The 21,948-nt window shown below is 54.8% G+C and carries 18 protein-coding genes; 8 read left to right on the forward strand and 10 right to left on the reverse strand.

Features of this window, described 5'->3' with window-relative positions:
• The first annotated feature begins 302 nt into the window (after nt 1–302).
• Together AC3B6F_RS04300 and AC3B6F_RS04305 are read left to right on the forward strand one after the other, a co-directional pair.
• A complete protein-coding gene (locus AC3B6F_RS04300; RefSeq protein WP_489823491.1) occupies nt 303–986 on the forward strand; it encodes a Fe2+-dependent dioxygenase in 684 nt (227 codons plus the stop codon).
• A gap of 375 nt (nt 987–1,361) precedes the next feature.
• Entirely contained in the window at nt 1,362–3,158 is a 1,797-nt protein-coding gene (locus AC3B6F_RS04305; protein WP_489823492.1) for a putative bifunctional diguanylate cyclase/phosphodiesterase, read from the forward strand.
• Between the two features lie 68 nt (nt 3,159–3,226).
• On the opposite strand, the gene AC3B6F_RS04310 is transcribed toward AC3B6F_RS04305, so the two are convergent.
• Nucleotides 3,227–5,494 (reverse strand): TonB-dependent receptor, encoded by a 2,268-nt coding sequence (locus AC3B6F_RS04310; RefSeq protein WP_010500772.1) that lies wholly within the window; start codon nt 5,492–5,494, stop codon nt 3,227–3,229.
• 182 nt (nt 5,495–5,676) lie between these two features.
• Here AC3B6F_RS04310 and AC3B6F_RS04315 point away from each other — a divergent pair, with 182 nt between their 5' ends.
• Nucleotides 5,677–7,938 carry a TonB-dependent receptor gene (locus AC3B6F_RS04315; protein ID WP_489823493.1) on the forward strand — a complete coding sequence of 754 codons (2,262 nt, stop codon included), beginning with the start codon at nt 5,677–5,679 and terminating at the stop codon, nt 7,936–7,938.
• 26 nt (nt 7,939–7,964) lie between these two features.
• On the opposite strand, the gene AC3B6F_RS04320 is transcribed toward AC3B6F_RS04315, so the two are convergent.
• Nucleotides 7,965–8,618 carry a TetR/AcrR family transcriptional regulator gene (locus tag AC3B6F_RS04320; protein ID WP_010500769.1) on the reverse strand — a complete coding sequence of 218 codons (654 nt, stop codon included), beginning with the start codon at nt 8,616–8,618 and terminating at the stop codon, nt 7,965–7,967.
• A 284-nt stretch (nt 8,619–8,902) separates the two neighbouring features.
• Here AC3B6F_RS04320 and AC3B6F_RS04325 point away from each other — a divergent pair, with 284 nt between their 5' ends.
• Nucleotides 8,903–9,847: a glycosyltransferase family protein gene (locus AC3B6F_RS04325; protein ID WP_489823494.1), complete on the forward strand. Its 945-nt coding sequence runs from the start codon at nt 8,903–8,905 to the stop codon at nt 9,845–9,847.
• A 28-nt stretch (nt 9,848–9,875) separates the two neighbouring features.
• Here the strand turns inward: AC3B6F_RS04325 and AC3B6F_RS04330 are convergent, their stop codons facing one another.
• The 4 genes from AC3B6F_RS04330 to AC3B6F_RS04345 form a co-directional block, all read right to left on the reverse strand.
• Nucleotides 9,876–10,421, reverse strand: coding sequence for a cupin domain-containing protein (locus tag AC3B6F_RS04330; protein WP_211567704.1), 546 nt, complete (start codon nt 10,419–10,421; stop codon nt 9,876–9,878).
• A gap of 289 nt (nt 10,422–10,710) precedes the next feature.
• Nucleotides 10,711–11,478 carry a sulfite exporter TauE/SafE family protein gene (locus AC3B6F_RS04335; protein ID WP_489823495.1) on the reverse strand — a complete coding sequence of 256 codons (768 nt, stop codon included), beginning with the start codon at nt 11,476–11,478 and terminating at the stop codon, nt 10,711–10,713.
• Between the two features lie 15 nt (nt 11,479–11,493).
• Nucleotides 11,494–13,179, reverse strand: a complete 1,686-nt coding sequence (locus tag AC3B6F_RS04340) for a bifunctional protein tyrosine phosphatase family protein/NAD(P)/FAD-dependent oxidoreductase (RefSeq protein ID WP_489823496.1) — start codon at nt 13,177–13,179, stop codon at nt 11,494–11,496.
• A gap of 44 nt (nt 13,180–13,223) precedes the next feature.
• Entirely contained in the window at nt 13,224–14,150 is a 927-nt protein-coding gene (locus AC3B6F_RS04345) for an MBL fold metallo-hydrolase (protein ID WP_489823497.1), read from the reverse strand.
• A 104-nt stretch (nt 14,151–14,254) separates the two neighbouring features.
• Here AC3B6F_RS04345 and AC3B6F_RS04350 point away from each other — a divergent pair, with 104 nt between their 5' ends.
• From AC3B6F_RS04350 to AC3B6F_RS04365, 4 genes are all read left to right on the forward strand, one after another.
• Entirely contained in the window at nt 14,255–14,899 is a 645-nt protein-coding gene (locus tag AC3B6F_RS04350; RefSeq protein WP_023944745.1) for a peroxiredoxin, read from the forward strand.
• The gene (locus tag AC3B6F_RS04355; protein ID WP_211567709.1) at nt 14,896–15,303 is read left to right on the forward strand and encodes an ArsR/SmtB family transcription factor; all 408 of its coding nucleotides are present in this window, start codon (nt 14,896–14,898) and stop codon (nt 15,301–15,303) included. Before AC3B6F_RS04350 ends, AC3B6F_RS04355 begins: the two co-directional genes overlap by 4 nt.
• A gap of 115 nt (nt 15,304–15,418) precedes the next feature.
• Nucleotides 15,419–15,682, forward strand: a complete 264-nt coding sequence (locus tag AC3B6F_RS04360; RefSeq protein WP_489823498.1) for a hypothetical protein — start codon at nt 15,419–15,421, stop codon at nt 15,680–15,682.
• A gap of 144 nt (nt 15,683–15,826) precedes the next feature.
• Nucleotides 15,827–16,909, forward strand: coding sequence for a LacI family DNA-binding transcriptional regulator (locus AC3B6F_RS04365; protein WP_034880995.1), 1,083 nt, complete (start codon nt 15,827–15,829; stop codon nt 16,907–16,909).
• A 25-nt stretch (nt 16,910–16,934) separates the two neighbouring features.
• Here AC3B6F_RS04365 and AC3B6F_RS04370 read toward each other — a convergent pair whose 3' ends face one another.
• From AC3B6F_RS04370 to AC3B6F_RS04385, 4 genes are all read right to left on the reverse strand, one after another.
• Nucleotides 16,935–17,600: an HAD family hydrolase gene (locus tag AC3B6F_RS04370; protein ID WP_211567713.1), complete on the reverse strand. Its 666-nt coding sequence runs from the start codon at nt 17,598–17,600 to the stop codon at nt 16,935–16,937.
• A gap of 46 nt (nt 17,601–17,646) precedes the next feature.
• Entirely contained in the window at nt 17,647–18,513 is an 867-nt protein-coding gene (metF, locus tag AC3B6F_RS04375) for a methylenetetrahydrofolate reductase [NAD(P)H] (protein WP_489823499.1), read from the reverse strand.
• A 30-nt stretch (nt 18,514–18,543) separates the two neighbouring features.
• Nucleotides 18,544–19,467 carry an ArsR/SmtB family transcription factor gene (locus tag AC3B6F_RS04380; RefSeq protein ID WP_489823500.1) on the reverse strand — a complete coding sequence of 308 codons (924 nt, stop codon included), beginning with the start codon at nt 19,465–19,467 and terminating at the stop codon, nt 18,544–18,546.
• A gap of 283 nt (nt 19,468–19,750) precedes the next feature.
• Nucleotides 19,751–21,898, reverse strand: a complete 2,148-nt coding sequence (locus AC3B6F_RS04385) for a beta-N-acetylhexosaminidase (protein ID WP_489823501.1) — start codon at nt 21,896–21,898, stop codon at nt 19,751–19,753.
• Nucleotides 21,899–21,948: the final 50 nt, after the last annotated feature.

Here is a 21,948-nt window from a genome sequence, read left to right on the forward strand (position 1 = left end):
GATGATCCAGTCACTCAAAAAAGTGCCGGAGTGTAGGCTTACTAATAACGTATTCGCAATATTTCCGGAGGTGTTTTTAATCGAACACTCTGAAGCAGAATATATCCTACTCCGTACGGTCTCCATCCGTTTCCTACGTCTCTGAGCTTTTCGTCGGATACACAAACACATGAAACACGCTGTGGATTGCGGGGATCTTCAAAGGGCTCTAAAAACAACAATGAGAGTCATTCTTATTTACAGAAAATATTTTGGACTGGGCCGTAAAGGGCCAGATTTCACCACAGGGAAGCTTCAGAAATATGCTCATCCACGTTCCAAGTGTTCTGTCCGGCGAGGAAGTCCGCTACTGCCGTGAACGCCTGAAGACAGCAGAATGGACGGACGGCCGCGTTACGGCTGGAGAGCAGTCTGCGAAAGCAAAACTAAACCTTCAAATTCCACAGGATTCAGCCATATGCCGGGAGTTAGGGGAAATCGTTCTCCGCGCCTTGGGGCGTAATCCGACGTTTAACAGTGCTGCCCTACCCTTGAGAGTTTATCCTCCCCTTTTCAACCGGTACGATACCGGAATGCAATTCAATGCTCATGTCGATAATGCCATCCGCCCTGTTCCTGGCGCAGGTTTTCGTATTCGAACAGATGTTTCCTCCACGCTATTTCTATCCTCCCCAGAAGATTATGATGGCGGAGAACTCGTCATTCAGGACACATATGGCCAGCAGAGCATCAAACTGCCAGCGGGCGATATGGTCGTCTATCCCTCCACCAGTCTGCACAGCGTCAATCGTATTACGCGTGGAAGCCGCTGGGCGTCCTTCTTCTGGTCTCAATCCATGGTTCGGGATGATACAAAACGCGCTTTGTTGTATGATTTTGACTGCTCCATCATCGAAACCCGCAAAGCATTGCCCGATGATCACCCAGCAGTTCTGGGCCTGACCTCCACCTACCATAACCTTCTGCGACAATGGGCTGAACTGTAAACACGACAGCCACCAGACAGAGCCTCAGAGCAAGAGCAGCGCTCTCCACGCCCACACCGCATTTTATCAATATAATCTGACGTCAAAACAGGCTGTTGCAACCAGCCATATCCGGGCAATGCAGTTACAGGATTACCTTGCCCCCTCGAATAGCAACACCTCCCTGCCCTCCTCCGCACGGCTAAAAGATACGGCTATGGGGTAAAGCGTTTCTGGCATTTGAAACTGTTCTGCTCTAAAGGATTCACCTTTCTGGCAAACTCCTTTGACTGCACTGGCCTCTTGTCAGAGACAGAGGCATAGAAATTATTCTTTAGCGTTTTGTTAGTGTTTTCTCGCAACACTGGCATCGTATGGACAAGCGGGACAGACTTTGTGATACCCCCCCCTGATTTTGGAACTTACCTCGAATCACTTCAAACGTGGTCCGAAAGCGCACATGATTCTTTTGTTCTGCACGCCCTGGACTGCTCAGCTATTGTAGCCGTTACCAATACGCGCGGACAGATCCTCTCTGCCAATGATAAATTTATTGAAATCAGCGGGTATTCACGCGAAGAACTGATCAATCAGGATCACCGAATGCTCCATTCCGGCATTCATGATTCAAGCTTTTTCCAGAAAATGTACAAGACGATTGCACAGGGTAACGTCTGGCATGGCGAAATCTGCAACCGGCGGAAAAATGGTCAGCTTTACTGGGTTGATACAACGATTGTTCCGCGACGCGCCTCAAATGGAAAAGTCACAAACTACGTTGCGATCCGCTTCGACATTACCGCCCGGAAAAATGCCGAACAACGACTTACGGCTAACAAGCTGAAGCTTCAGGTAGCAGTTAATACGGACTTCCTGACGCATATTCCCAATCGCACATCATTCTCCCAATACCTCAAAGATCTTTTCACCTACGATCATCCAGACAATCGGTATGTCTGCCTGTGTCTTCTCGATATTGATACTTTCAAGGCCATTAACGACACCTCAGGCCATGAATCCGGCGACCGGCTGCTCAAGCGTATTGCCAACAGACTCAAAGCCTTTCAGGCAACAGATTGCTTTATCGCGCGTATTGGAGGCGATGAATTCGCCATCATCATGGTATCAGATGAGCCGCAGACATTTGAAATCCGGCTCAGGAAGATTCTTGAGACGATGCGCTTTCGTTTCAGGGGCGGTGGCCTGACGCATCATTGCAGCGCCAGTCTGGGCTATGCCGTTTCACGCCTCAATGACAGTCGGAGGCGTGAGATCCTGCGATGTGCGGATCTGGCACTTTACGAAGCCAAGGCTGAAGGACGCAACCGCATCAAGAAATACGCCCAGTTCATGAAGGAAAAGACCGAAAGGCGCTCCCGCATGAGAAAGGCTATTCAGCTTGGTCTCAAGAAAAAGCAGTTCAAGCTTTTTTATCAACTCGTGCTTCCCAGAGACAACAAACGCCACCCTTCCTTTGAAGCCCTTCTACGCTGGGACCATCCCGAACGTGGGCTTCTCGGCCCACATTATTTCCATGAAGCTTTTGAAGATGCTGAACTCAGCATCGCTATTGGCGATTTCGTGCTGCGTCAGGCCCTGACGGATATTCACCATCTGACACAACAGAACATCCCGTTCGAGCGCATTGCCATCAACGTGACGTCTGAAGATTTCCGGGACCATAATTTCACTGAAAGACTCTTTCGCGAAATGCAGCGCCATACCGTGCCTGCCGAAAAAATTACTATCGAAATCACTGAAAAGATTCTTTTCGGAATGCACAACCAGCACATTCTGGATGAACTGAAGAGCCTCCATCAGGCAGGCATCCAGATTTCGCTTGATGATTTCGGAACAGGGTTTGCGTCTCTCACCCATCTCCGCACCGTAACCTTCGACCACGTCAAGATTGACCGGGTCTTCACGGCAGGTGTGACCGAACGTGGAATTGATACGGCCATTATTCGGGGAGTAATCGATATCGTCCATAGTATGGGACGGGTTGTGGTCGCCGAAGGGGTAGAAACAGCCGAACAGGCAGATGCCCTCGCCGTTATGGGATGTGATTTCTTTCAGGGATGGCATTTTTCCAAAGCCATTCCTCTTTCGCAAATTCCCCATATCCTCAATCTGAACGGACCACCGTGGATACGGCATGATCCGTTTGTGCTGGGTATCGAAGTGGCGGAATAAATTCCGCTCATAGCCGGGAAGCCAAAAAAAAAGAGGCAGACACTTTCGCGCCTGCCTCTTCTGGTCCCTCAGAACCGCTGGTCAATACCCGTCAGGATTGTCCGGCGCAGACCATATTGCGGTGCACCAACACCAATGCCGCTGCCATCACGCAGAAGGTAGGTCTTGTCGAACAGATTTGTGACGTCCAGACGAAGCTGCGTCTGCTTCAGGAATGGAACATGGAACAGATCCTTGAAGGACTGAACCAGAGACAGGTTGAACGTCGCATACTGCGGAACCGACGCACCATTCGGTGTTGCCCCATCGGCTCTCAGGCCACTTCCGTACACCATGGTTGCTGACAGACGCAGCGGATGGCCGGTCTTGTAGAACGCCGTGTAGCTTGTTCCCGCAGACGCCGTCCATCGCTGGTCATGATCCAGATGGACCCAATGCTTCTTGATGTAGGACAGATCGTCCGGATCGAAGTTCCACTCCCCGGACACCACATCCTTGCCGATCGCACGCGACCAGGAGAAGTTGCCGTACACGCTGAATGGGCCGCGTGTGTAATCCGTTGAGAACTCGTATCCGTGCACCTGACCACGCCGGTAATTGAATACCGACAAGATGACCGGCGAGCCGAACTGTCCTTCGTCGATCATGTTCTTCGCCAGTTTAACGTAGGCATCAAACGACGCATGCCAGCCCGGAAGGATCGTCTGGGAAAAACCAGCATCAAAGTAATGGTCGCGCTCAGCTTTGACCGTGCTGTTCTTATAGTTCGCAGGCTGTGCAGAGGTGCCGGTGTATTTGTACAGGGCCGTTCCGGTCACGAGTTCGAACGGCGGCGGCGTGAAGTACCGGGAATAGCCCGCATGGAAGGTTCCACCATGCCACGGCTTGTAAACGATATTGATGCGCGGGCTGACCTGCTTTGAATGGGTATATTCATCCACACCATCAAATCGCAGACCATAATTGATGGTCAGGTTTTTGATCGGGCGCCACTCATCCTGGGCATACAGTCCATACATCCAGCCAGTCCGGCCTGAACCCTCATGAATGTTCGCCGTATCGCCGGAGTAAACGGCGTTACCGTCGTCGTCTTCACCCGTCTGTGTGTAAACGGTTGAGTCAGACTTGGACGTGTTACGTTCGACATAGATTTGATAGCCGAAGCGGACAGTGTGGTTCTTCGCCGCCTGCCAGGTCGCATCCGTCTGGGTGCCTGTTGAGAAAACGGAACGGGCCGCACGTTGGGCGATACCGTTATAAACCAGATCACCCAGAGGATCGGGCGAATATCGCAGGGAACTGTATCGCAGAACGGCAGACGTCTGGAAGCTCAGACGGCCCATATCCTTCTGAAGGGACAGCATGCCAAAATCGGTAATTTCTTTCTGATGTTCGCTCAGGCTTCCGCTGTCTCCTGTACCGTACTGGTTCTGGGACAAAGAGCTTCCAAGATAGGATGGGTTGGCAAACTGACGCTGCTGACCCGGATTGTTCGGAAGCTGGTACTCAGCATTGGAAACACCTGCCGTCAGGCTGATCCGGGTATTCTCGTCGACCGTGTAACGGGCGTGGCCGAGGAAGTGATACTGATTGGTCAGATCATGGATCGCATTGAAACTGGGGGTCGTATTTTCAATGCCAACACGATTGTGGACATAATCAGCTGTCGCGAACCAGTCCCACTTCCCCTTGTGACCGCCGTATTGAAGTGACGGGAAGAAATAGTCGCGCGCGCCGCCGTAGATGGAGATGCTGCCACCAGGGTCGGAATAACCGTTCTTGGTGTTGATATCGATCACACCAGCCTGAAGAAATCCGTACTCGCTGGGGAGTGCGCCGGTCGTCAGGGACATGGAATGTGCAAAGCGGGTCATCAGCGCCTGACCGAAGACACTCATGCCTTCCGGCAGTGCTACACCGTCCAGACGGAACTGAACTTCGTTATGATCACCACGGATATGGATCTGGCCATAACTGTCCTGCGCGACACCCGGAGCCTGAAGCAGAACAGAGGTCAGCGGTGCATTGTCACCACCCGGATTGGTTTCGATATCCTGACGGCTGAAACGATAGGTAGTCGCCCCCGTAGAGGACTGAAGTGCGTCACGCGCGCGCTCCAGATGGGCGTTGACGACAATATCATCTTCGCCCGTCCGGCTTGTTTCCGTCACTGTCGTTCCGTGCTGATTGTCGGAATGACCAAAGCTGGACCGGGAAGTTTCAGTTTCAGCAGTCGTCGTCCCTGCCGTTGCGTCCTGTGCATGAGCAGCGCCACACAGGGCGGTCGTGCATCCAAGGAGCACAAGGAAAGATCGGGCAGACACAAAAGGCAGCATGCAGTCCTCAACAGACGAAAAAGATAATCAGCGGCAGCTTTGTATTATGTTATATCATAACGTATCAAGCCGAAGCGGACTCTTTTCCTCCTGTTTGCTTGCTCTGGCTTTCGGGTGAGATATAAAAGCCACAATTTCTGCCGTGTGCCGGTATCTCCCCTTTTAGAAGAGTTACTTTTCCCATGTCGTTTCGCAGGGTTCTTTTTCTCGGCGCCAGCCTTCTGAGCGCCACGTCCGCCTTCGCAGAGACGCTTCCACACAGCCAGAAATCACACCGGCACATCACTCCAAAAGCCCTTGAGGCGCACACGGACGAGACCATCAAGGTCAGCGTCAGAAGAACGGATTTTGCTTTTCAAGCCGCCCAGAAACAGCCGGATGCCGATACGCGCTTGACCGCAGAGCGCCTGATCGAGCGCGGTGTTGTGACGTTACGCGACGTCGAGCGTGTTGCCCCCAATCTGACGATTCAGTCCATCAACGGCACAGCCTCCACAAACTTCTATCTTCGCGGCGTGGGCTTCAACGACTTTACCCAGAACAACATCCCAACCGTTCTAACCTATTTCGATGACGTGCCATTTGCCTTTTCGACCATGGCCAGCGGCCTGATGTTCGATCTGGCAGATGCAACGGTCACACCGGGCCCGGTCGGCACCATGCATGGACAGTCTGACACCGGCGGTGAAGTCCGCTTCCGCACGGCGGACCCGACGAGCACCTGGCATTATGGCGCCAGCGAAGACATTGCCTCCTATGCCCGCAGCCGAAGCGAAGCCTATGTCTCTGGCCCGCTGGCCAAAGGGCTGGATTTCCGTCTGGCCGGACAAACCCGGCAAGGTGGCGGATGGCAGACCAATCCCGTTACAGGTGCTCACTTGGGAGATGCAGACTCCTGGGCCTTACGCGGAAAGCTTCGCTGGCGCCCGGATAGCAAAACAACAATTCTGCTATCCGGCCATTTCGTTCAGGATGACAGCGAAGTCGTGACCGGAATTCCCGTACACCGCCTGATTGGATCACAGGGGTTACCCGCTCTGGGACGGCAGCAGGCGCAATGGTCTCTTCGGCCACAGTTCGCGGACCTTATTGGCCGTCCACGGAGTCTCAAACCCAGCGAACATAATCAGTTCTGGGGCTGGGATCTTCATATCGACCGCGATCTGGGCTTTGCCAAAATCACGTCCATCAGTGCCTTCGAGACAGAACGTCAGGGCGAATACACGGACCAGGACGGAACATCTGCCTCACAGGCCGACACTTATCGGACCATTAGCGCCAACGCTTTTACGCAGGAACTGCGGCTCTCATCCCGTGATCCGTCCAGCCGCCTGCAATGGGTTGTCGGCGCATTCTATCAGCGCAGCCGGATGAAACAGCGCTTTCTGTTCGATTACACGGATTACTCCGCCCGCGGCTACATGATGTCCACCAACTTTGGGATGAACCAGGAAAGCACGTCCGAGTTTGGCCATATCAGTTATCGTCTGCCGCATAACGTGACGCTGTTCGGAGGTCTGCTCCACGAAATTGATGATCGCTCACTGACAGGTCTGAAATCGGAAATCTTCGGCCGATCGACCCATATCTTTCAGCCTGAGAGTACGGCCTCGGCCCAATTTGCCGGACAGGTTGGCGTCTCATGGCAGATGCTGCAAAGCACCATAGTGTATTACAAGCTAAGCAAAGGCTTCAAACCGGGCGGATTCAGTGCAAACAATACCCAGATTCAAGCCCAGCTTGACCCATTCGGGCCGGAAACAGTGCTGACCCACGAAGTCGGCTTCAAAAGCGATCCGATCCCTGGAAAACTGCGCCTGAACGGCGCGGCCTTCTACAATGATTTCCATGGGCAACAGGTCGTCGGCACAGTTCTGATTCCGAATTATGGTCCGCTTAGCGAGATTACAAATGTTCCAAAATCCGAAAGCTGGGGTTTTGAGGGCACGCTGGAAATGCACCCTGTGCAGCACGTCTTTGTGACGCAGAATATTGGCTGGCAGCGGGGCAACTATCAGGATTTCCCGAACGTCAATCGCGCTGCGACAAATGCCTATTACGCCAAGACAGGCGTGTGGAAAGCCATAACCAATAATTTTGCAGGCGTGGATAACGGTCAACCCAAACTGACCCTGAACGGCCAGGCCGAATGGCGGCAACCCCTCACAGACAAGCTGGGCCTCGATGTCGGGCCTGACTGGTCTTATCGGGGGAGTCAGGCCATTGCCGTTGGAGGAACTGGCTTTTATCGCCTGCCGCCGTATTTCCTACTGGGCGCCCACGCCACCCTGCACCCCGCTTCAGGGCGCTGGGAAGCTACGATTTATGCGTCGAACATCCTGAACCGCCAGTATTTCGAAAGCGGCGGGATGGCGACAACAACATACTTCTATATCCCCGGCACCCCGCGGTTTATCGGTGGCCGTATTTCAAGCAACTTCTGACCTGGAAGCAGATAATTGAAGCCCGCTTACTGGCGGGTTCCAATCATGCAGCGGACCAGCCCCTTGATATCCCGGATATTGGCCTCTGTTTCCAGCGGACAGTTCCACAATGTGTCCATTGCGCGGAAGTGTATTGTGCTGAGAAGCATGTCCAGAACCGTCTCGGCCGGGTAGCAGAACCCATCTTCACCGCGCTGTCTTGCGCGCTCCAGAAAGCGGCGCATTTCCAGGCGAGCCGGCTCAATGCTGACCTCGCGCAGGACAGTTCCGAATTCCGGGTTGTGAACTGCCTCACCCAGCAGGGTGCCATAGGTGCGTCCAAGTGGTGTCGCCAGAAACCGGATACGTGCCTCTACAAGCTGATCGACGTCTCCAAGAAAACTTCCCGTATCGACATCCGGGGTCAGGCTGGTCTTCCACTGACGGATTGCATCGAAGAACATGGCCTGCTTCGTAGGCCAGCGCCGGTAAACGGTTGCGGTTGAAACGCCTGCGGCCTTGGCCACCTTGCCAATCGTCAGGCCCTGATACCCTTCTTCGGTCAAGACCGTGGCAATTGCTGTCAGAATCGTGTCTTTCAGCAGAAGATTGATGGGTCGACCAGGCGAACGCCCTGCCCTCATATCTCCGAGATGCGGCGGAAAAACTTCCTTTACCGCTAAAGATGATGACTGGGACATACCCGGCCTCCCTGTTGAAAAAGGTCTTGTCTCTAGCCTTAACGAAATCGAGAGGCTTTTCACAAGGCTTAAGATTGGTGCGTTTCTCGGAAAAAACACCCCTCATGAAATTGTGAGCATTCTAACGGTACGAGGCAGGGCTCCCGTCTCGCTCATATGGGCGCAGGATAGCGGAAAGTATTGAACTTCTTTATGTAATGCTGTTGAGGCGCGTCTGATTTTGCAATCAGCCTCTAAACGATTCGCCTGCGTCGCATGTTGGAAGCATTGGGAAGAGTATAATCATGGCTATTGTGCGCGTTGCAATGATGCAGCGGGATGAAGGTACTGCACTCGCCCGCTGGATCGCACATTATGCTTGGCTTTTCGACTTCGAAAATCTGACTATTCTCGATAACGGATCTCTTGATCCACAAACAATCGCCATATTGGATAGCGCCGAAAAGCGCGGGGTAGTGGTTCGGCGAGATCTGAACCAACCCCATGATTTTCATAACAAAGGCGGTCATTTTACCAACATCATCCATAGCTGGGACGGGAATCATGATTATGATTTCGCCCTCCCCGTCGACTGCGATGAACTCCTTGCCATTTTTACAGAAGACGGCCTTTCGCTAGACAAAACCGCAATTCACGCTGGGCTTGATGCGCTTAAAGGGACGGATTGCGCCCTGAGAATTGATACGTCCCTTTTCAATGTTCCGGGTCGGCCTGGCTGGTATGCGCCTGTCCGTGATTTCCACAAAGGGTTTGTCGCAGCGAAAACGATCTCCGTATGTGATAATGGTCAGCACGAACCACGGTCAGCCATTCGTGATGAGTTCAAGAGTACCGCATTGACCTACCTGCATGATCATCATGTCCCTTATCAGGCTTGGCGGGCACGACTGAAAAACAAGGTGAGCGGTCTGGTAGATGCTGATGATGAAACTGCGTTGCGAACATATCTCGCTCAGCCACACGCCGAAGGAGCTCACGCCGTCGAGGCTCTCCTGACTACGGCCGAGGAGTACGCCCATCTTTATGACAACAGTGTGCGTGTCTTTATCGGTGCGGGCTCAACGCCGATCAATTTCGTTGAAGGGCCTGGCCTGCCAACCACTCTATGGAATCACGACGCCTATCTTGAAGCCAATCCGGATGTAAAAAAGCATTACACGATTGGCGCGCTACAACATTATCTTCGAGATGGTTTCCGGGAAAACCGGGCTCTGTACCCGACAGACTAAGTGTCGATTATCTGAAGCAGCTTTTTGATCAGAACGTCGGCGGGGTACAGGCGCTGATCAATTCACACGGCGCTTCCCCGATACAACGGAAACGGTGAGGCTTACGGCTGTCAAAGTAATACGCATCACCCGGTCCCAGAATATGAGTCTGATTTTCTACAGTGATTTCGACCTGGCCGCGAATAACGACGCCTGCCTCTTCCCCTTCGTGAGCATAGGCAACACCCGTATCCGAAGCAGGCTCATAGCGCTCATGCAGAACCTGAAGCGAACGTCCGAACAGGTTGCTGCCAACCTGTCGCAATGAGACGCCCCCCTGCCCAATTTCCGTAAGATCCCGGGCCTCATAGAAGTATTGCTCATGCCCCTCAGTCTGGAAGCTGAAAAAATCTCCCAGCGTAACAGGGATACCATCAAGCACGCGTTTCAAGGTGCCGATTGAGGGGTTCATATCGCCTGATTCGATCAGGGAAATTGTAGAATTGGTGACACCCGTACGCTTGGCCAGTTCCCGCTGAGATAGATTTTTTGAGACACGAACATGCCGCAGTCTCTGACCAACATCCGCCACCATTCGCTCTCCCTGCTCTGACAGTCTTTGCAGTATGTCATAACGGTTCAGGAATGGAACACGAAAAAAGACCGCTGCGCCAATGAGATGCCGATCAGAGGTGTAGCTACGAACCCCGCAAATTCTTCAAAACAAGCATATCTCTCGAAACGGATTAAACGAGCAATGATTTATAGTAACTTTATTTAATTGCGAAATTCATATTCCTGAGATGTTTGCGCAAAAAAGCCTGTCCGATGCAGTCGCACAGGCTCCGGGTCAGCCAAACATCAAAACCGCTCTTTGAAGCACGTCAAAGAGCTGCAAGACTCCGCCAGATCATATAGGCCGCAACGACAAAGATAACGCCTGCAAAGAACGTGGTTAAGGTACTGCCCGCCTCGGCCAGACGACGTGCCGCAGACGTTCCAAGTGTACTGCCTACAACGCCTCCGATCACAAAGAGCGCACCCATAACCCAGTCAACATAGCCTGACAGCATATAGCTCAGAGCCGTACTGGCTCCGAAGGCAGCAACGGCGACCAGAGATGTTCCAATCGCGTTCAGAATAGGCATTCTTGTACAGGCAACCAGAGACGGAACGATCAGGAACCCACCTCCAATACCGAAAAAGCCGGAAAGAAGACCTGTCCCAAGACCACTGGCCATGACTTTGGGCATATTGTCGCGGTTGCAGGCAGCCCCTGCAATTCCCGGATTGCGGCGCCCCCGGAGCATCAGGACACCCACGACAATCATCAGGATGGCAAAGCACAGAAGCAGCTTCTGGCCATCCACCTCTTTTCCCAGAGCAGCGCCAACCAGAGCACCGACTACGCCAAACGGCGCAAAAACAGCCGCACACCGCCATTTGACTGTTCTTTGCCGCGCATGACTGACCAGCCCGGCCAACGCGTTGACAGCCACCGCCAAAGCGCTGGTTCCGATAGCGACATGGGGATTTTTTACCCCCACCACATAAACCATCAGAGGCACAGCGAGGATGGACCCACCCCCGCCAATCAACCCCAGCGTGAAGCCGATAATAACGCCACAGAACAGTTCAATCGCGATATGCATTGCTCTGGCTAACGATCATTTCTTACCAGATTTCAAGGGCTTGGGAGCGACAAAAAGCTCATGCCCCTTGAGCATTCCCTTCCAGTACAGCGCGGGCATAACGTATTTCTTTAGCCACCAGGCCAGACGGGTCGCCTTCTGACCGTTGAGCAGCCATTTGGGCATCGTCGGAGCGAGCTTGCCCCCATAGGAGAACTCAGCCAACACGATTTTGCCGTTCTCCACCGTCAACGGGCACGCGCCATACCCATCATATCCTGAAACCGGATCCTTGCGCTTCAGGAAAGCCAGTACGTTTGTTGCCACAACAGGAGCCTGAACACGCACAGCCGCCGCCGTCTTGGCACAGGACGTACCGATCACGTCTCCAAGGGCAAAGACCTGTGGATAACGGACATGCTGCAATGTTTCGGGATTGACCTCCACGAACCCGTCTGAGCCCGCGATGGCGCTTTCACGCACGACTTTCGGGGAAACCTGTGGCGGGACGACATGCAGCATGTCGAACGCACATTCCACGCGATCAACACCTGTTTCCGTCTTGCGCTCGAACACTGCAATGCGCTCCGGCCCATTTACTTCGACCAGCTTGGATCCAAGGTGCAAAGCAATATCGTAGTCACGCACATAGTTCATCAGTGCGGGAACGAATTCCTTTACACCGAACAGGGCTGGCGTTGCTGTATTGAAATCGACCGAAATGCTTTTCAGAACACCCCGCCGACGCCACGCGTCACAGGCCAGATACATGGCTTTCTGCGGTGCACCAGCACATTTGATCGGCATCGGAGGCTGCGTAAAGATAGCCTTGCCGCCCTTCAGTTGCTCCACGAGTTGCCAGGTGTATGGCGCCAGATCATAGCGGTAGTTCGACGTGACACCGTTCTTGCCCAGCGTTTCTGTAAGGCCGGGAATTGCATCCCAGTTCAGGGAAATGCCGGTTGCAACGATCAAGGCATCATAAGACAGAACCGTCCCGTCCTTCAGAACCACCTCACGCGCTTCCGGACGGAAAAGTTCTACCGCATTCTTTAGCCAGACCGCGCCCTTCGGAATCAGATCCTGTTCATGGCGACGCGTCTGCGCAGCCTTGAAGACACCGCCACCCACCAGCGTCCAGCCTGGCTGATAAAAATGCTCTTCGGAAGGCTCCACAATCCCTAGAGCAAGAGCGGAATCGCGCTTAAGCAGGCTTGCCGCAACAGATAAACCACCTGCTCCACCGCCAATTATCAGTACCTGAAAATGACGTGCCCCCTCGCGCGACGGCATGGAAGGCGCTGGCACAGCTTCAAGGCGGGACTTTAAACCACCCAGATCGATCCCGGCACGCGCGGCATCTGCAAGAATGTCACTGGCCGGACGAGAACCAGCCTCTGCCAGAGCCCATATCTGGGCAGCACGGGTGCCAGAGCGACAATACCCCACGATTGGCGTTGGCAGGGATGTCAAAGCTGCACGGGTTGCCTGAATCTGCGAGTCATCAGGCACAGTCCCTGCCTTAATCGGAATGGTGACAAACGCCATATCCGCCGCTTTTGCAGATTCAGCGACCAGATTGGCTTCCGGCTGGTCCGGGGCTTCACCATCCGGACGGAAACAGATGATACTGCGAAAGCCCTCACTTTTCAGAACAGCAACGTCCTGCGGCGCGACCTGAGGGGAAACAGCATAGCGTTCCGTGATATGGTTTGTCGGCATGGCGACCTCTCCGGTGACAGTGAAACTGGAAAAACAGGGTCCGCTCAGAGGCGGTTGACGGGAATTTTGATGTAGCTGATGCCGTCTGCTTCCGGCTCGGGCATATGCCCGCCACGCATGTTGACCTGTACGGACGGCATCAGCAGTTTTGGCATCGCCAGTGTGGCATCTCGCGTCGTACGCATGGACACGAACTCGTCTTCACTGATGCCATCATGAACGTGGATATTGCACTCACGTTCGAGGGCAACCGTCGTCAGCCATGCATAATCTTCGCGGCCGGGCGCTTTGTAGTCATGACAGAGAAAAAGGCGCGTCTCTGGCGGCAAAGACAACAAACGACGAATGGACTGGAAAAGCTGACGGGCATCGCCCCCCGGAAAATCCGCACGAGCAGTCCCGAAATCTGGCATGAAAATCGTATCCCCCACAAAAGCGGAATTTCCGATAACAAACGCCATATCAGCGGGGGTGTGGCCAGGGACGTGCAAAACCGTAACGGGAATTTCACCAAGCAAGAAAGTCTCGCCGTCCTTGAACAGTCGATCAAACTGGGACCCATCGCGAGCGAAGCGTGTTCCAGCATTGAAAATCTTGCCGAAAACATTCTGGACGCGAATAATGTCCGCACCAATTCCCAGTTTTCCGCCAAGCTGCTCCTGTAACCATGGGGCTGCCGACAGATGATCGGCGTGTGCATGGGTTTCAAGCTGCCAGTCCACCGTCAGCCCTTCGCGACGAACATAGTCCACAATCACCTGTGCAGAGCCGTTGGATGTGCGACCGGCAGCGGCATCATAGTCGAGCACGCTGTCGATGATTGCAGCCCGGTGCGTTACTGGGCAGTGAACGACATGACTAGCGGTGTTTGTGGCTTCGTCAAAGAACGTGCAAACTACCGGAGATGGAACCTCACCGTTCTGCACACGTCTGATCTGGGCGGTCGCAGCTTTAATGGCAGCATCGCACATGACGTTTTCACCTCTGGAGTTTATCGTTTCCAAGAAATTTATTATTGATTTAATAAAGTCATTAACTATCTTGCGTCAAGACCCGGATAAGCTGGAACAGCACCATGACAGGCCTCAATACAGAAGACCTTCCCTTCCCTACACTGCGCATCGGGGATGAAGCTCCTGATTTCACTGCTCGTACGACGCATGGCGAATTCGTTCTGAGCGCCTTGCGCGGACGCTGGGTTCTGCTATTTGCCCATCCGGCGGACTTCACCCCGGTCTGCACAAGCGAGTTCATTACCTTTTCCAAACAGGAACCTGCCTTCCGGGAACGGGACTGTGTTCTACTCGGATTGTCCGCAGACAGTCTGCCCTCACATCTGGCTTGGGTGTCCGCTATTGAAGAACAGTACAACGTGCGTGTTCCCTTCCCGATTGTGGAAGACCCTTCCCTGGAAGTGGCCCGCGCCTACGGCATGATGGATGTGCAGGCGCAGAGCAGCGCCACGGTCCGATCAGTTTTCTTCATTGATCCAACAGGGATCATCCGCACGATCCTGACCTATCCCGCCAGCGTCGGACGTTCGGTAGCAGAGCTTCAGCGCACTCTCTGCGCCCTGCAGGAAGTCGACCGGTCAAACATCCTGACCCCTGAGGGGTGGCAACCAGGCGAACCAGCCATTGCCCCCCCGCTTCAGACACAGGAAGCCGTTCTAAAAGCCGGACCAAGCTGGTTCCTTCAACCGAAAAAGCCTCGCCCATGACCCTGCTTGCCCTTGAAGAAAGCCGCAATCTTGCAGAGTGGCTGCGCCTCCTCGCACAACCTCAACGCCTGACGATCCTTTCTGCTTTGCTGGATGGACCTCATGCCGTCAGCGAAATCGAAAGCATGACAGGAATCGGGCAGCCGACACTGAGCCAGCACCTGGGCACGCTACGTCGCAGCGGCCTGATTGAGTCTCAGCGTGAATCGCGGGCCATCAGTTACTGCATGGCCGACACACCCGACGCTGCCCGGGCCCGGATACTCCTGATGACCCTTCGGCAGGACGGCCAGGCCGTAGCGCCGTCTGCAGCAACACCCCTGCGCAAAACGAATATTCAGGCGGCATCACAGGATGGCGCACGATTTGCCCGTATCATTCGCCCCTTGCCCCGGTCCGTCTGAATCAAGGCTGTTTGCGGTCACTGAATGTATCCCTGTCATTTTCTTGACGAACAAATCATCAGGCCGGAAACCCCTTCTCTCGCCGGACGCTTTTACATCAAAAAGGAGATGGCTCATGACCTGCTATCCAATCCGTTCCCTGATGACACTGACCTGCATGGCCGGACTGATCCTTGGGTCCGCCCACGCTGCGACACGCGACGAGCAGAAACAGGCCTGTCAGGGAGATGCCATTCGGCTTTGCACCTTTGCCATCCCGAATGAAGCCAAAATCACGGCCTGCATGAAGAAAAAGCTGGATCAGCTTACCCCCAAATGCCGTGCCATGTTCGATCCCCCCACCAAGAAGGCCAGCACCACCTCCAAACCTAAAGAATGAGCTTTCCAGATTGTGCTGTCGTAATTGTGAAGACGGAATGGACCTCCGCGGGCTAATATTTGTTTTCAGGGTCTTAGCCCTGACGGGTCAGCGCAACACTCCGCAGGATTGCGTGAAAGATCCGTTTTCATTATTGGACAGCGTATGAAAACCACCCGTCAGCACGGCCGCCGCAAAGTTACCCTCAAGGATGTAGCAGCACAGGTCGGGGTGTCTCACACGACAGTCTCCAATGCCTATATTCGCCCCGGTCAGTTGTCTGCCGCGCTGCGTGAGAAGATTTTCGCAGCGGCACAGGAGATGGGTTACACAGGCCCCGATCCGGCAGCCAAGCAGCTTGCGACAGGACATTCGGGTGCGCTCGGGTTTCTTTTCAGCGAAGATCTCCCCTACGCCTTCTCCGACCCGGCCGTCCTGACCGTTCTGAATGGCGTAGCCAAAAGCTGTAACGAGCTTGAAACCGATCTGGCACTGATCTCCGCTGGCAGCAGCCTTCGTAACATGAATACGCCGGTTTCATTGGGCAACGCTGCTGTTGATGGATACATCCTGTACTCCGTCGCCCCCGACAGCCGCTGCGTCATGATGGCTCAGCAACGCAATGTCCCACTGGTTGTCGTCGATCAGCCAAGGCTTGATGGCGTCCCGTATGTTGGCATTGATGACCGGGATGCTGCCTACAAAGCCGCCAAAACGCTTCTGGAGCTTGGCCATCGCAGCTTTGGCATCCTGTCTCTCAAGACGGCTCATGACGATTATTTTGGTATCCTGACAGCAAAACGCCGGGCCAACATCGCACACAGTACGATCGCCATGCGCCTGGAGGGATACCTGACTGCTCTTCAGGAAGCCGGGATTGCTCCCGAGACTGTTCCGGCTTGGGAAATTCCCATCAATTCCGAAGAGGCTGGCGCAGAAGGCGCCCGCTTTCTCATCAACCGCCCCGAACGCCCCACAGCGATCCTCGCGATGAGCGATCGTGTCGCGATCGGCGCCATGAAGACCATTCGCGCGGCAGGGCTGAGTATTCCGCAGGATGTGTCCATTTTTGGTTTTGACGACATTCCCGCCGCAGCGACCGCAGATCTCAGCACGATCCGCCAGCCCCATGAGCAAAAGGGCACGGAAGCCGTTCGCCTTCTGATGCAGCAGGACGGCCGTCAAAATGTCATTCTCAAAACAGAACTCGTGAAGCGCGGCAGTATTGGCCCAGCCCCCCAAGGCTGAACCTTCCAGGGGCTGAGCCTCCCCGTTACAGGCTGACGACGTTTAGAAGATCGGCAACGCGATCAATCCGGTAATCCGGTCTGAGATCAATGCAGGGCTGCGCGGCACCATGACCATAACTCGCCCAGCAGGAGGCGATACCCGTATTGCGGGCGAAGGTCAGATCCGCCAGCGTATCCCCCACCATCAGGAATTCAGCAGAATCCGCTTCCGGGAACAGGGGCCGCACCCGATCCGTCATGACGCGGGGATCAGGTTTATGGGGATATTGCGGCTCTGAGCCTATAACGCCACTGAACCAGCGCGACAGGCCAAAACGCTCAATGCTTTTATGGACTGTCGGCGCATGCTTGTTACTCAGCACAACAAGCGTTGCGCCCTTTCCCTTCAGGGCTTCCAGAACCGGCTTCACCCCATCGAACAGAACCGTTTCTTCCTGATCGGCCCTTGGATAACTGGCACGGTAATGCCGGACAAATGCCCCGGCATCTTCGTCTTCACTGTCCGGAACGATAGCCTGAAAAAGCGTCTGAAGCGTCCCGCCCTTCGACAGTTCCGCCTTGAGAGTATCAGGGGCAGGACTGTCGTAACCACTGGCCTCGAAGGCTTCTTTCAGGCTGCGAAGAATGGCCGGCTGCGTTTCCGCCAGCGTACCATCGTAGTCGAGAAGGATGATCGGGAATCGTGTCATTCCCTTTTGTCACCCCGTTTAGGCTGGAAATCCAGCCCCCACTTTTTCAAAGGGGACGACGCCCAAGCAGGCGGCAGAGAGCGGATGCCGTATCTGCATGATTCAACGTGTAGAAGTGGAACTGCTCTACACCCTCCGCCCTCAAAGTCTGACACAAACGATCAGCAATGGTCGCAGCCACAAGAGCCCGCGTCTGCGGTGTCTCATCCAGCCCATCAAACAGATCTCGCATCCACCTCGGTACGTTTGCACCGCACATCTCGGCAAATTTCCAGGCCTGTGCAGCACTTCCCACGGGGAGAATACCCGGCACAATCGGCTGCTCGATTCCAACGGCAGCCGCCCGGTCCCGGAAGCGTAAGAATGTGTCCGCTTCAAAGAAAAACTGTGTTAGAGCCCGGTCCGCGCCAGCATCAATTTTCGCCCGCAGATGCTCCAAATCCGACTGCGGACTAAGTGCCGCAGGATGTGTTTCCGGATACGCCGCCACGGAGATTTCGAACGACGCAATCTCCTTCAGTCCGCGCACCAGATCCACAGCCCCCGCGTAACCTTCTGGATGAGGCTCATAGACGCCCCCGGCTGACGGCGGCGGATCACCACGCAGGGCCACGATATGCTTCACACCAGCATCCCAGTATGCCTGGGCCACGGCATCGACCTCTTTCCTGGAGGCTCCCACGCAGGTCAGATGTCCTGCCATGGGCGCGCCAGTTTCCCGAACCATATCTTTTAGGGTGGCTAATGTACGGTCCCGTGTTGAACCGCCTGCCCCATACGTCACGGACATAAACTTCGGGCCAAAAGCAGCAAGCGTTTTTGCGTTCTCCAACAGCGTAGCGGCTGCCTTCTCCGACTTTGCGGGGAAAAACTCGAACGAAATTGCGGGCAGAGGCCCTGTCTGTGCGGGCATCACGCCAGCTCCTTAGTTCAATATTTAAGATCAGTTACGTTGGCCAAGCCAGAGTTTGACCGTCAGTTCGCCTTCAAGAGCAACCGTCTCCGCGGGGAGCAAACCGGCGGCATGAAACCATGCCGCCATCTGGGAATCCGTGAACCCGAGACGAACATGCGCGTCCCGCGTGCGAAGTTCTTCTCGGTTATGAGAGGCAAAATCGACAATCAGCAGCCGACCATTGACGTCCAGAATGCGTGCGGCTTCTGCAATCACAGCAGCGGGGTGCTGCGCGTAATGCAGAACCTGATGCAGGATCGCGGTATCCGCAGAGTGCTCTGGTAAGGGAAGAGCCTGGAAATCTCCCTGCCGCAGATCGGCGTGTTCCAGACCGGCTTCCGCAAGCTTGGTTCGTGCCAGCCGCAGCATAGCCGGACTGCGGTCAAACCCGATAACGGTTCGGGCGCCGCTTCCCAGCAACTCCATCATACGACCGGTCCCAGTACCGATATCCACGAGCTGATCAATCGGAGAGGCTGAGAGCATCTTCACAATAGCGGCTTCAACTTCCTGCTCGGACACATGCAGAGAGCGCAGCGCGTCCCACTCGGCGGCATGGGTTTCAAACCAGTCTTCCGCAGCAATGGCACGAACATCCCGAATGGCCTGCAAGCGAATGCGATCTGCCCGAATTTCTGCCGGCTCCCTCACCGTCCAACGATCCAGCGCCATGAAAACAGGCTCAAGGATTTCCGGCGTCCCTAGCGTCAGAAACACCCAGCTTCCTTCCTTGCGACGCTCGATCAACCCCGCATCAGCAAGGATTTTGACATGCCGTGACACGCGGGGCTGGCTTTGCCTGAGAACCTGAGCCACCTCCCCAATGGACAGTTCCATTTCATGCAGCAGGGCCAGAATCCGCAGACGTGTCATGTCTGCCAAAGCCTGAAAAATGGTAAGTGCCTGCTCCATAACGATTTACATATAAGGAGTTCTTTATATGAACAAGAGCTACTAACCCTTTTCCAGAATATGCGGCAGTCATAAGGCCTGTCATGGTTCCATGCCGGATGTTCACGCATTCGGTTTGGCTAAGAAGACAGCGGCCCTCATCAACATGATTGCGGCAGCCCGCTACATGCGCTCGTAAATGAGGTAATTTTCCCCACCAATTCCGCAAAAATATCCAGTTGCAGGCAAGCCAAACAAGACGAAAAAGTCATGCCCCAGAACAACAGGGCATGACCAGACGGTGTCAGTTCTTGCTTTCGACGAGCGCTTTGATCCCGGGCAGAATTGCAATCAACAGACCACCCGGGGGCTGCTCACGCTTCATGGACAGGATGTGGTTCGACGAATTATGGAAGAACTCATCCTGCGCCGCGATAAGATGCTGCGCATCCAGACGCCATGCCGTTCCTGAAGCACCGTTCAGAACATTCAGTCCCGCATTGGAAAGCGCTGCAACCGCATGGGACACAGGCGTCACTTCCTCAAGGGCGGGCACATCCTTGGCGATGGCGGAAAAAGCTTCGTCATTGGAGGACCATGCCGTCAGCATGGCTTTCAAGGGTGCCTTCAGGCTTTTCTCACCAGCCAGATACCGCTTGACCATGTTGTTGAAACGCGTGCCTTCAAACGCATCCGGATCGGCAATCGCCACCGGAGCCGACAGCATGGCATCTCCACTCTTGGACGCCAGACGGTTCAGAGCATAGTTCCGCACCGGAACAACGGTTTCCAGAAAAGTGGAAAGCGGACCAGTATGCCCCGGAGCCAGCGCTTCTTTCAGACCATTTTCATGCTGCGTGGCCTGGAGCCCGGTTGCCTGAAGCTCCCCCATGATGACAGGCAGGCGACGCTCCAGATCATCCACATCCCGCACGCTCTCAGGAGACCAGAACCGCTCTGCCAGAGCGGCAGTCCGAGGCCATAAACGGGCGTCCAGCATGTTTTCGGAAACAATTTCCGTCCACAAGGCGCCTTCTGCACCGAGAACCAGCTTCTTCTGCTCATCGGTCAGCGGAGCTGCGTTCGGGTCCTGGAGGAAAGCGTCCATCAGCGGAGTGATGTGAGGATGCGTCTCCTCCACCTCTGATGGCGTAATACCATTCGCCTTCGTGTCATACGGATCAACCGCATAATGCGTGCGCGATGGCGTCAGCAAATCCAGATAATAGCCGGAAGACACCACGACCGGATGACCAGCCTGCGTGGCAGACCCCGTCCATTTGGAGCCGCGCCACCCCTCAACAACAACATTCTTTGGGATGGGCGCTTCGCTGACCTCATCCCAGCCCATCATGACGCGTCCCTGGCTGGACAGGATCTTCTCAACCTGCGCCGTAAATGCGGCCTGAAGCGCTGGCGCATCCGCATAGCCGTGCGCCTTCATGTAAGCTGCGATCTTCGGATTATTCGTCCACTGCGTGCCAAGAACTTCGTCACCGCCCGAATGGAAATAATGATCCGGGAAGAGCGTCTCCATTTCTGCATAGAGCGCGCGGATGAATTTCAGCGTCTTGGGGTTGGTCGGATCCATGGCCGGGTTGTTCAGGTTCTCACCCACGGCATTGACGTCCGGCAACGGCTGGGCTGCCAGTTCGGGGTAAGCTTGCAGAACAGCCAGCGCGTGACCGGGAACATCAAACTCAGGAACAATGTGGATGCCACGATCCGCAGCATATGCCACGACGTCCCGGATCTGAGCTTGCGTATAATACTGCCCGTGAGACCCAACACTGGTCAGCTTCGGAAAAACATGGCTCTCCACGCGGAAGCCGGTGCCGTCATTCAGATGCCAGTGCAGCACATTGAGCTTCAGAAGCTCCATGGCATCAAGCTGGCGCTTAACGGCTTCAACCGACGCAAAATGACGGGACACATCCAGGAGCAAACCACGCCATGCAAAGCGGGGAGCATCATCAATATGCAACCGCTCTACGACCGCACCATCAGACGTCTTGTGAACAAGCTGAAGGAACGTCGCCAGTCCATAAACGACACCCGCCGGGCCATCGGCCTCAAGATGCGCTCCATCCGCTGACGTGGTCAGAGCATAATGCTCTTTGGTCGACGTGGTGAGATAGGCGGGATCATGCCCTGCGCTGATATGCAGCACATAAGGTTTCCCCTGCCCAGCAGGCCCGGCGAGAGCCTCAAGACGCGTCGTGAAGCGGGCTGCCGCACGCTGCAGAAGCGGAGAAGCCTGCGTATCCCAGACGATCCGAACGCCTCCCGGAAGAGCGCTGACGCCATTGGACGCTGAAACAGTCTGAGGGACCGGCATCAGCACGGGCGCTGCCTGCGCCATCCCACCAAAGGCTGTACCAGCCAGAAGAACAGCACCCAGACATGCTTTTTTCCAGAAAGAGCTGTTAGGGAAAGAGGAGGTCCGGGTCATCCGAGAGTTTCCTTGCAGTTTCGAATCAATATCTGAAACGATTCTGATCG

This window comes from Gluconobacter sp. ESL1110 (assembly GCF_058107395.1).

Excerpts from the sequence above, each read along its gene's own strand:
- AC3B6F_RS04300 (WP_489823491.1), top strand. The coding sequence starts at position 303 with ATGCTCATCCACGTTCCAAGTGTTCTGTCCGGCGAGGAAGTCCGCTAC.
- AC3B6F_RS04310 (WP_010500772.1), bottom strand. The coding sequence starts at position 5,494 with ATGCTGCCTTTTGTGTCTGCCCGATCTTTCCTTGTGCTCCTTGGATGC.
- AC3B6F_RS04315 (WP_489823493.1), top strand. The coding sequence starts at position 5,677 with ATGTCGTTTCGCAGGGTTCTTTTTCTCGGCGCCAGCCTTCTGAGCGCC.
- AC3B6F_RS04320 (WP_010500769.1), bottom strand. The coding sequence starts at position 8,618 with ATGTCCCAGTCATCATCTTTAGCGGTAAAGGAAGTTTTTCCGCCGCAT.
- AC3B6F_RS04325 (WP_489823494.1), top strand. The coding sequence starts at position 8,903 with ATGGCTATTGTGCGCGTTGCAATGATGCAGCGGGATGAAGGTACTGCA.
- AC3B6F_RS04330 (WP_211567704.1), bottom strand. The coding sequence starts at position 10,421 with ATGGTGGCGGATGTTGGTCAGAGACTGCGGCATGTTCGTGTCTCAAAA.
- AC3B6F_RS04335 (WP_489823495.1), bottom strand. The coding sequence starts at position 11,478 with ATGCATATCGCGATTGAACTGTTCTGTGGCGTTATTATCGGCTTCACG.
- AC3B6F_RS04340 (WP_489823496.1), bottom strand. The coding sequence starts at position 13,179 with ATGCCGACAAACCATATCACGGAACGCTATGCTGTTTCCCCTCAGGTC.
- AC3B6F_RS04345 (WP_489823497.1), bottom strand. The coding sequence starts at position 14,150 with ATGTGCGATGCTGCCATTAAAGCTGCGACCGCCCAGATCAGACGTGTG.
- AC3B6F_RS04350 (WP_023944745.1), top strand. The coding sequence starts at position 14,255 with ATGACAGGCCTCAATACAGAAGACCTTCCCTTCCCTACACTGCGCATC.
- AC3B6F_RS04355 (WP_211567709.1), top strand. The coding sequence starts at position 14,896 with ATGACCCTGCTTGCCCTTGAAGAAAGCCGCAATCTTGCAGAGTGGCTG.
- AC3B6F_RS04360 (WP_489823498.1), top strand. The coding sequence starts at position 15,419 with ATGACCTGCTATCCAATCCGTTCCCTGATGACACTGACCTGCATGGCC.
- AC3B6F_RS04365 (WP_034880995.1), top strand. The coding sequence starts at position 15,827 with ATGAAAACCACCCGTCAGCACGGCCGCCGCAAAGTTACCCTCAAGGAT.
- AC3B6F_RS04370 (WP_211567713.1), bottom strand. The coding sequence starts at position 17,600 with ATGACACGATTCCCGATCATCCTTCTCGACTACGATGGTACGCTGGCG.
- metF (WP_489823499.1), bottom strand. The coding sequence starts at position 18,513 with ATGCCCGCACAGACAGGGCCTCTGCCCGCAATTTCGTTCGAGTTTTTC.
- AC3B6F_RS04380 (WP_489823500.1), bottom strand. The coding sequence starts at position 19,467 with ATGGAGCAGGCACTTACCATTTTTCAGGCTTTGGCAGACATGACACGT.
- AC3B6F_RS04385 (WP_489823501.1), bottom strand. The coding sequence starts at position 21,898 with ATGACCCGGACCTCCTCTTTCCCTAACAGCTCTTTCTGGAAAAAAGCA.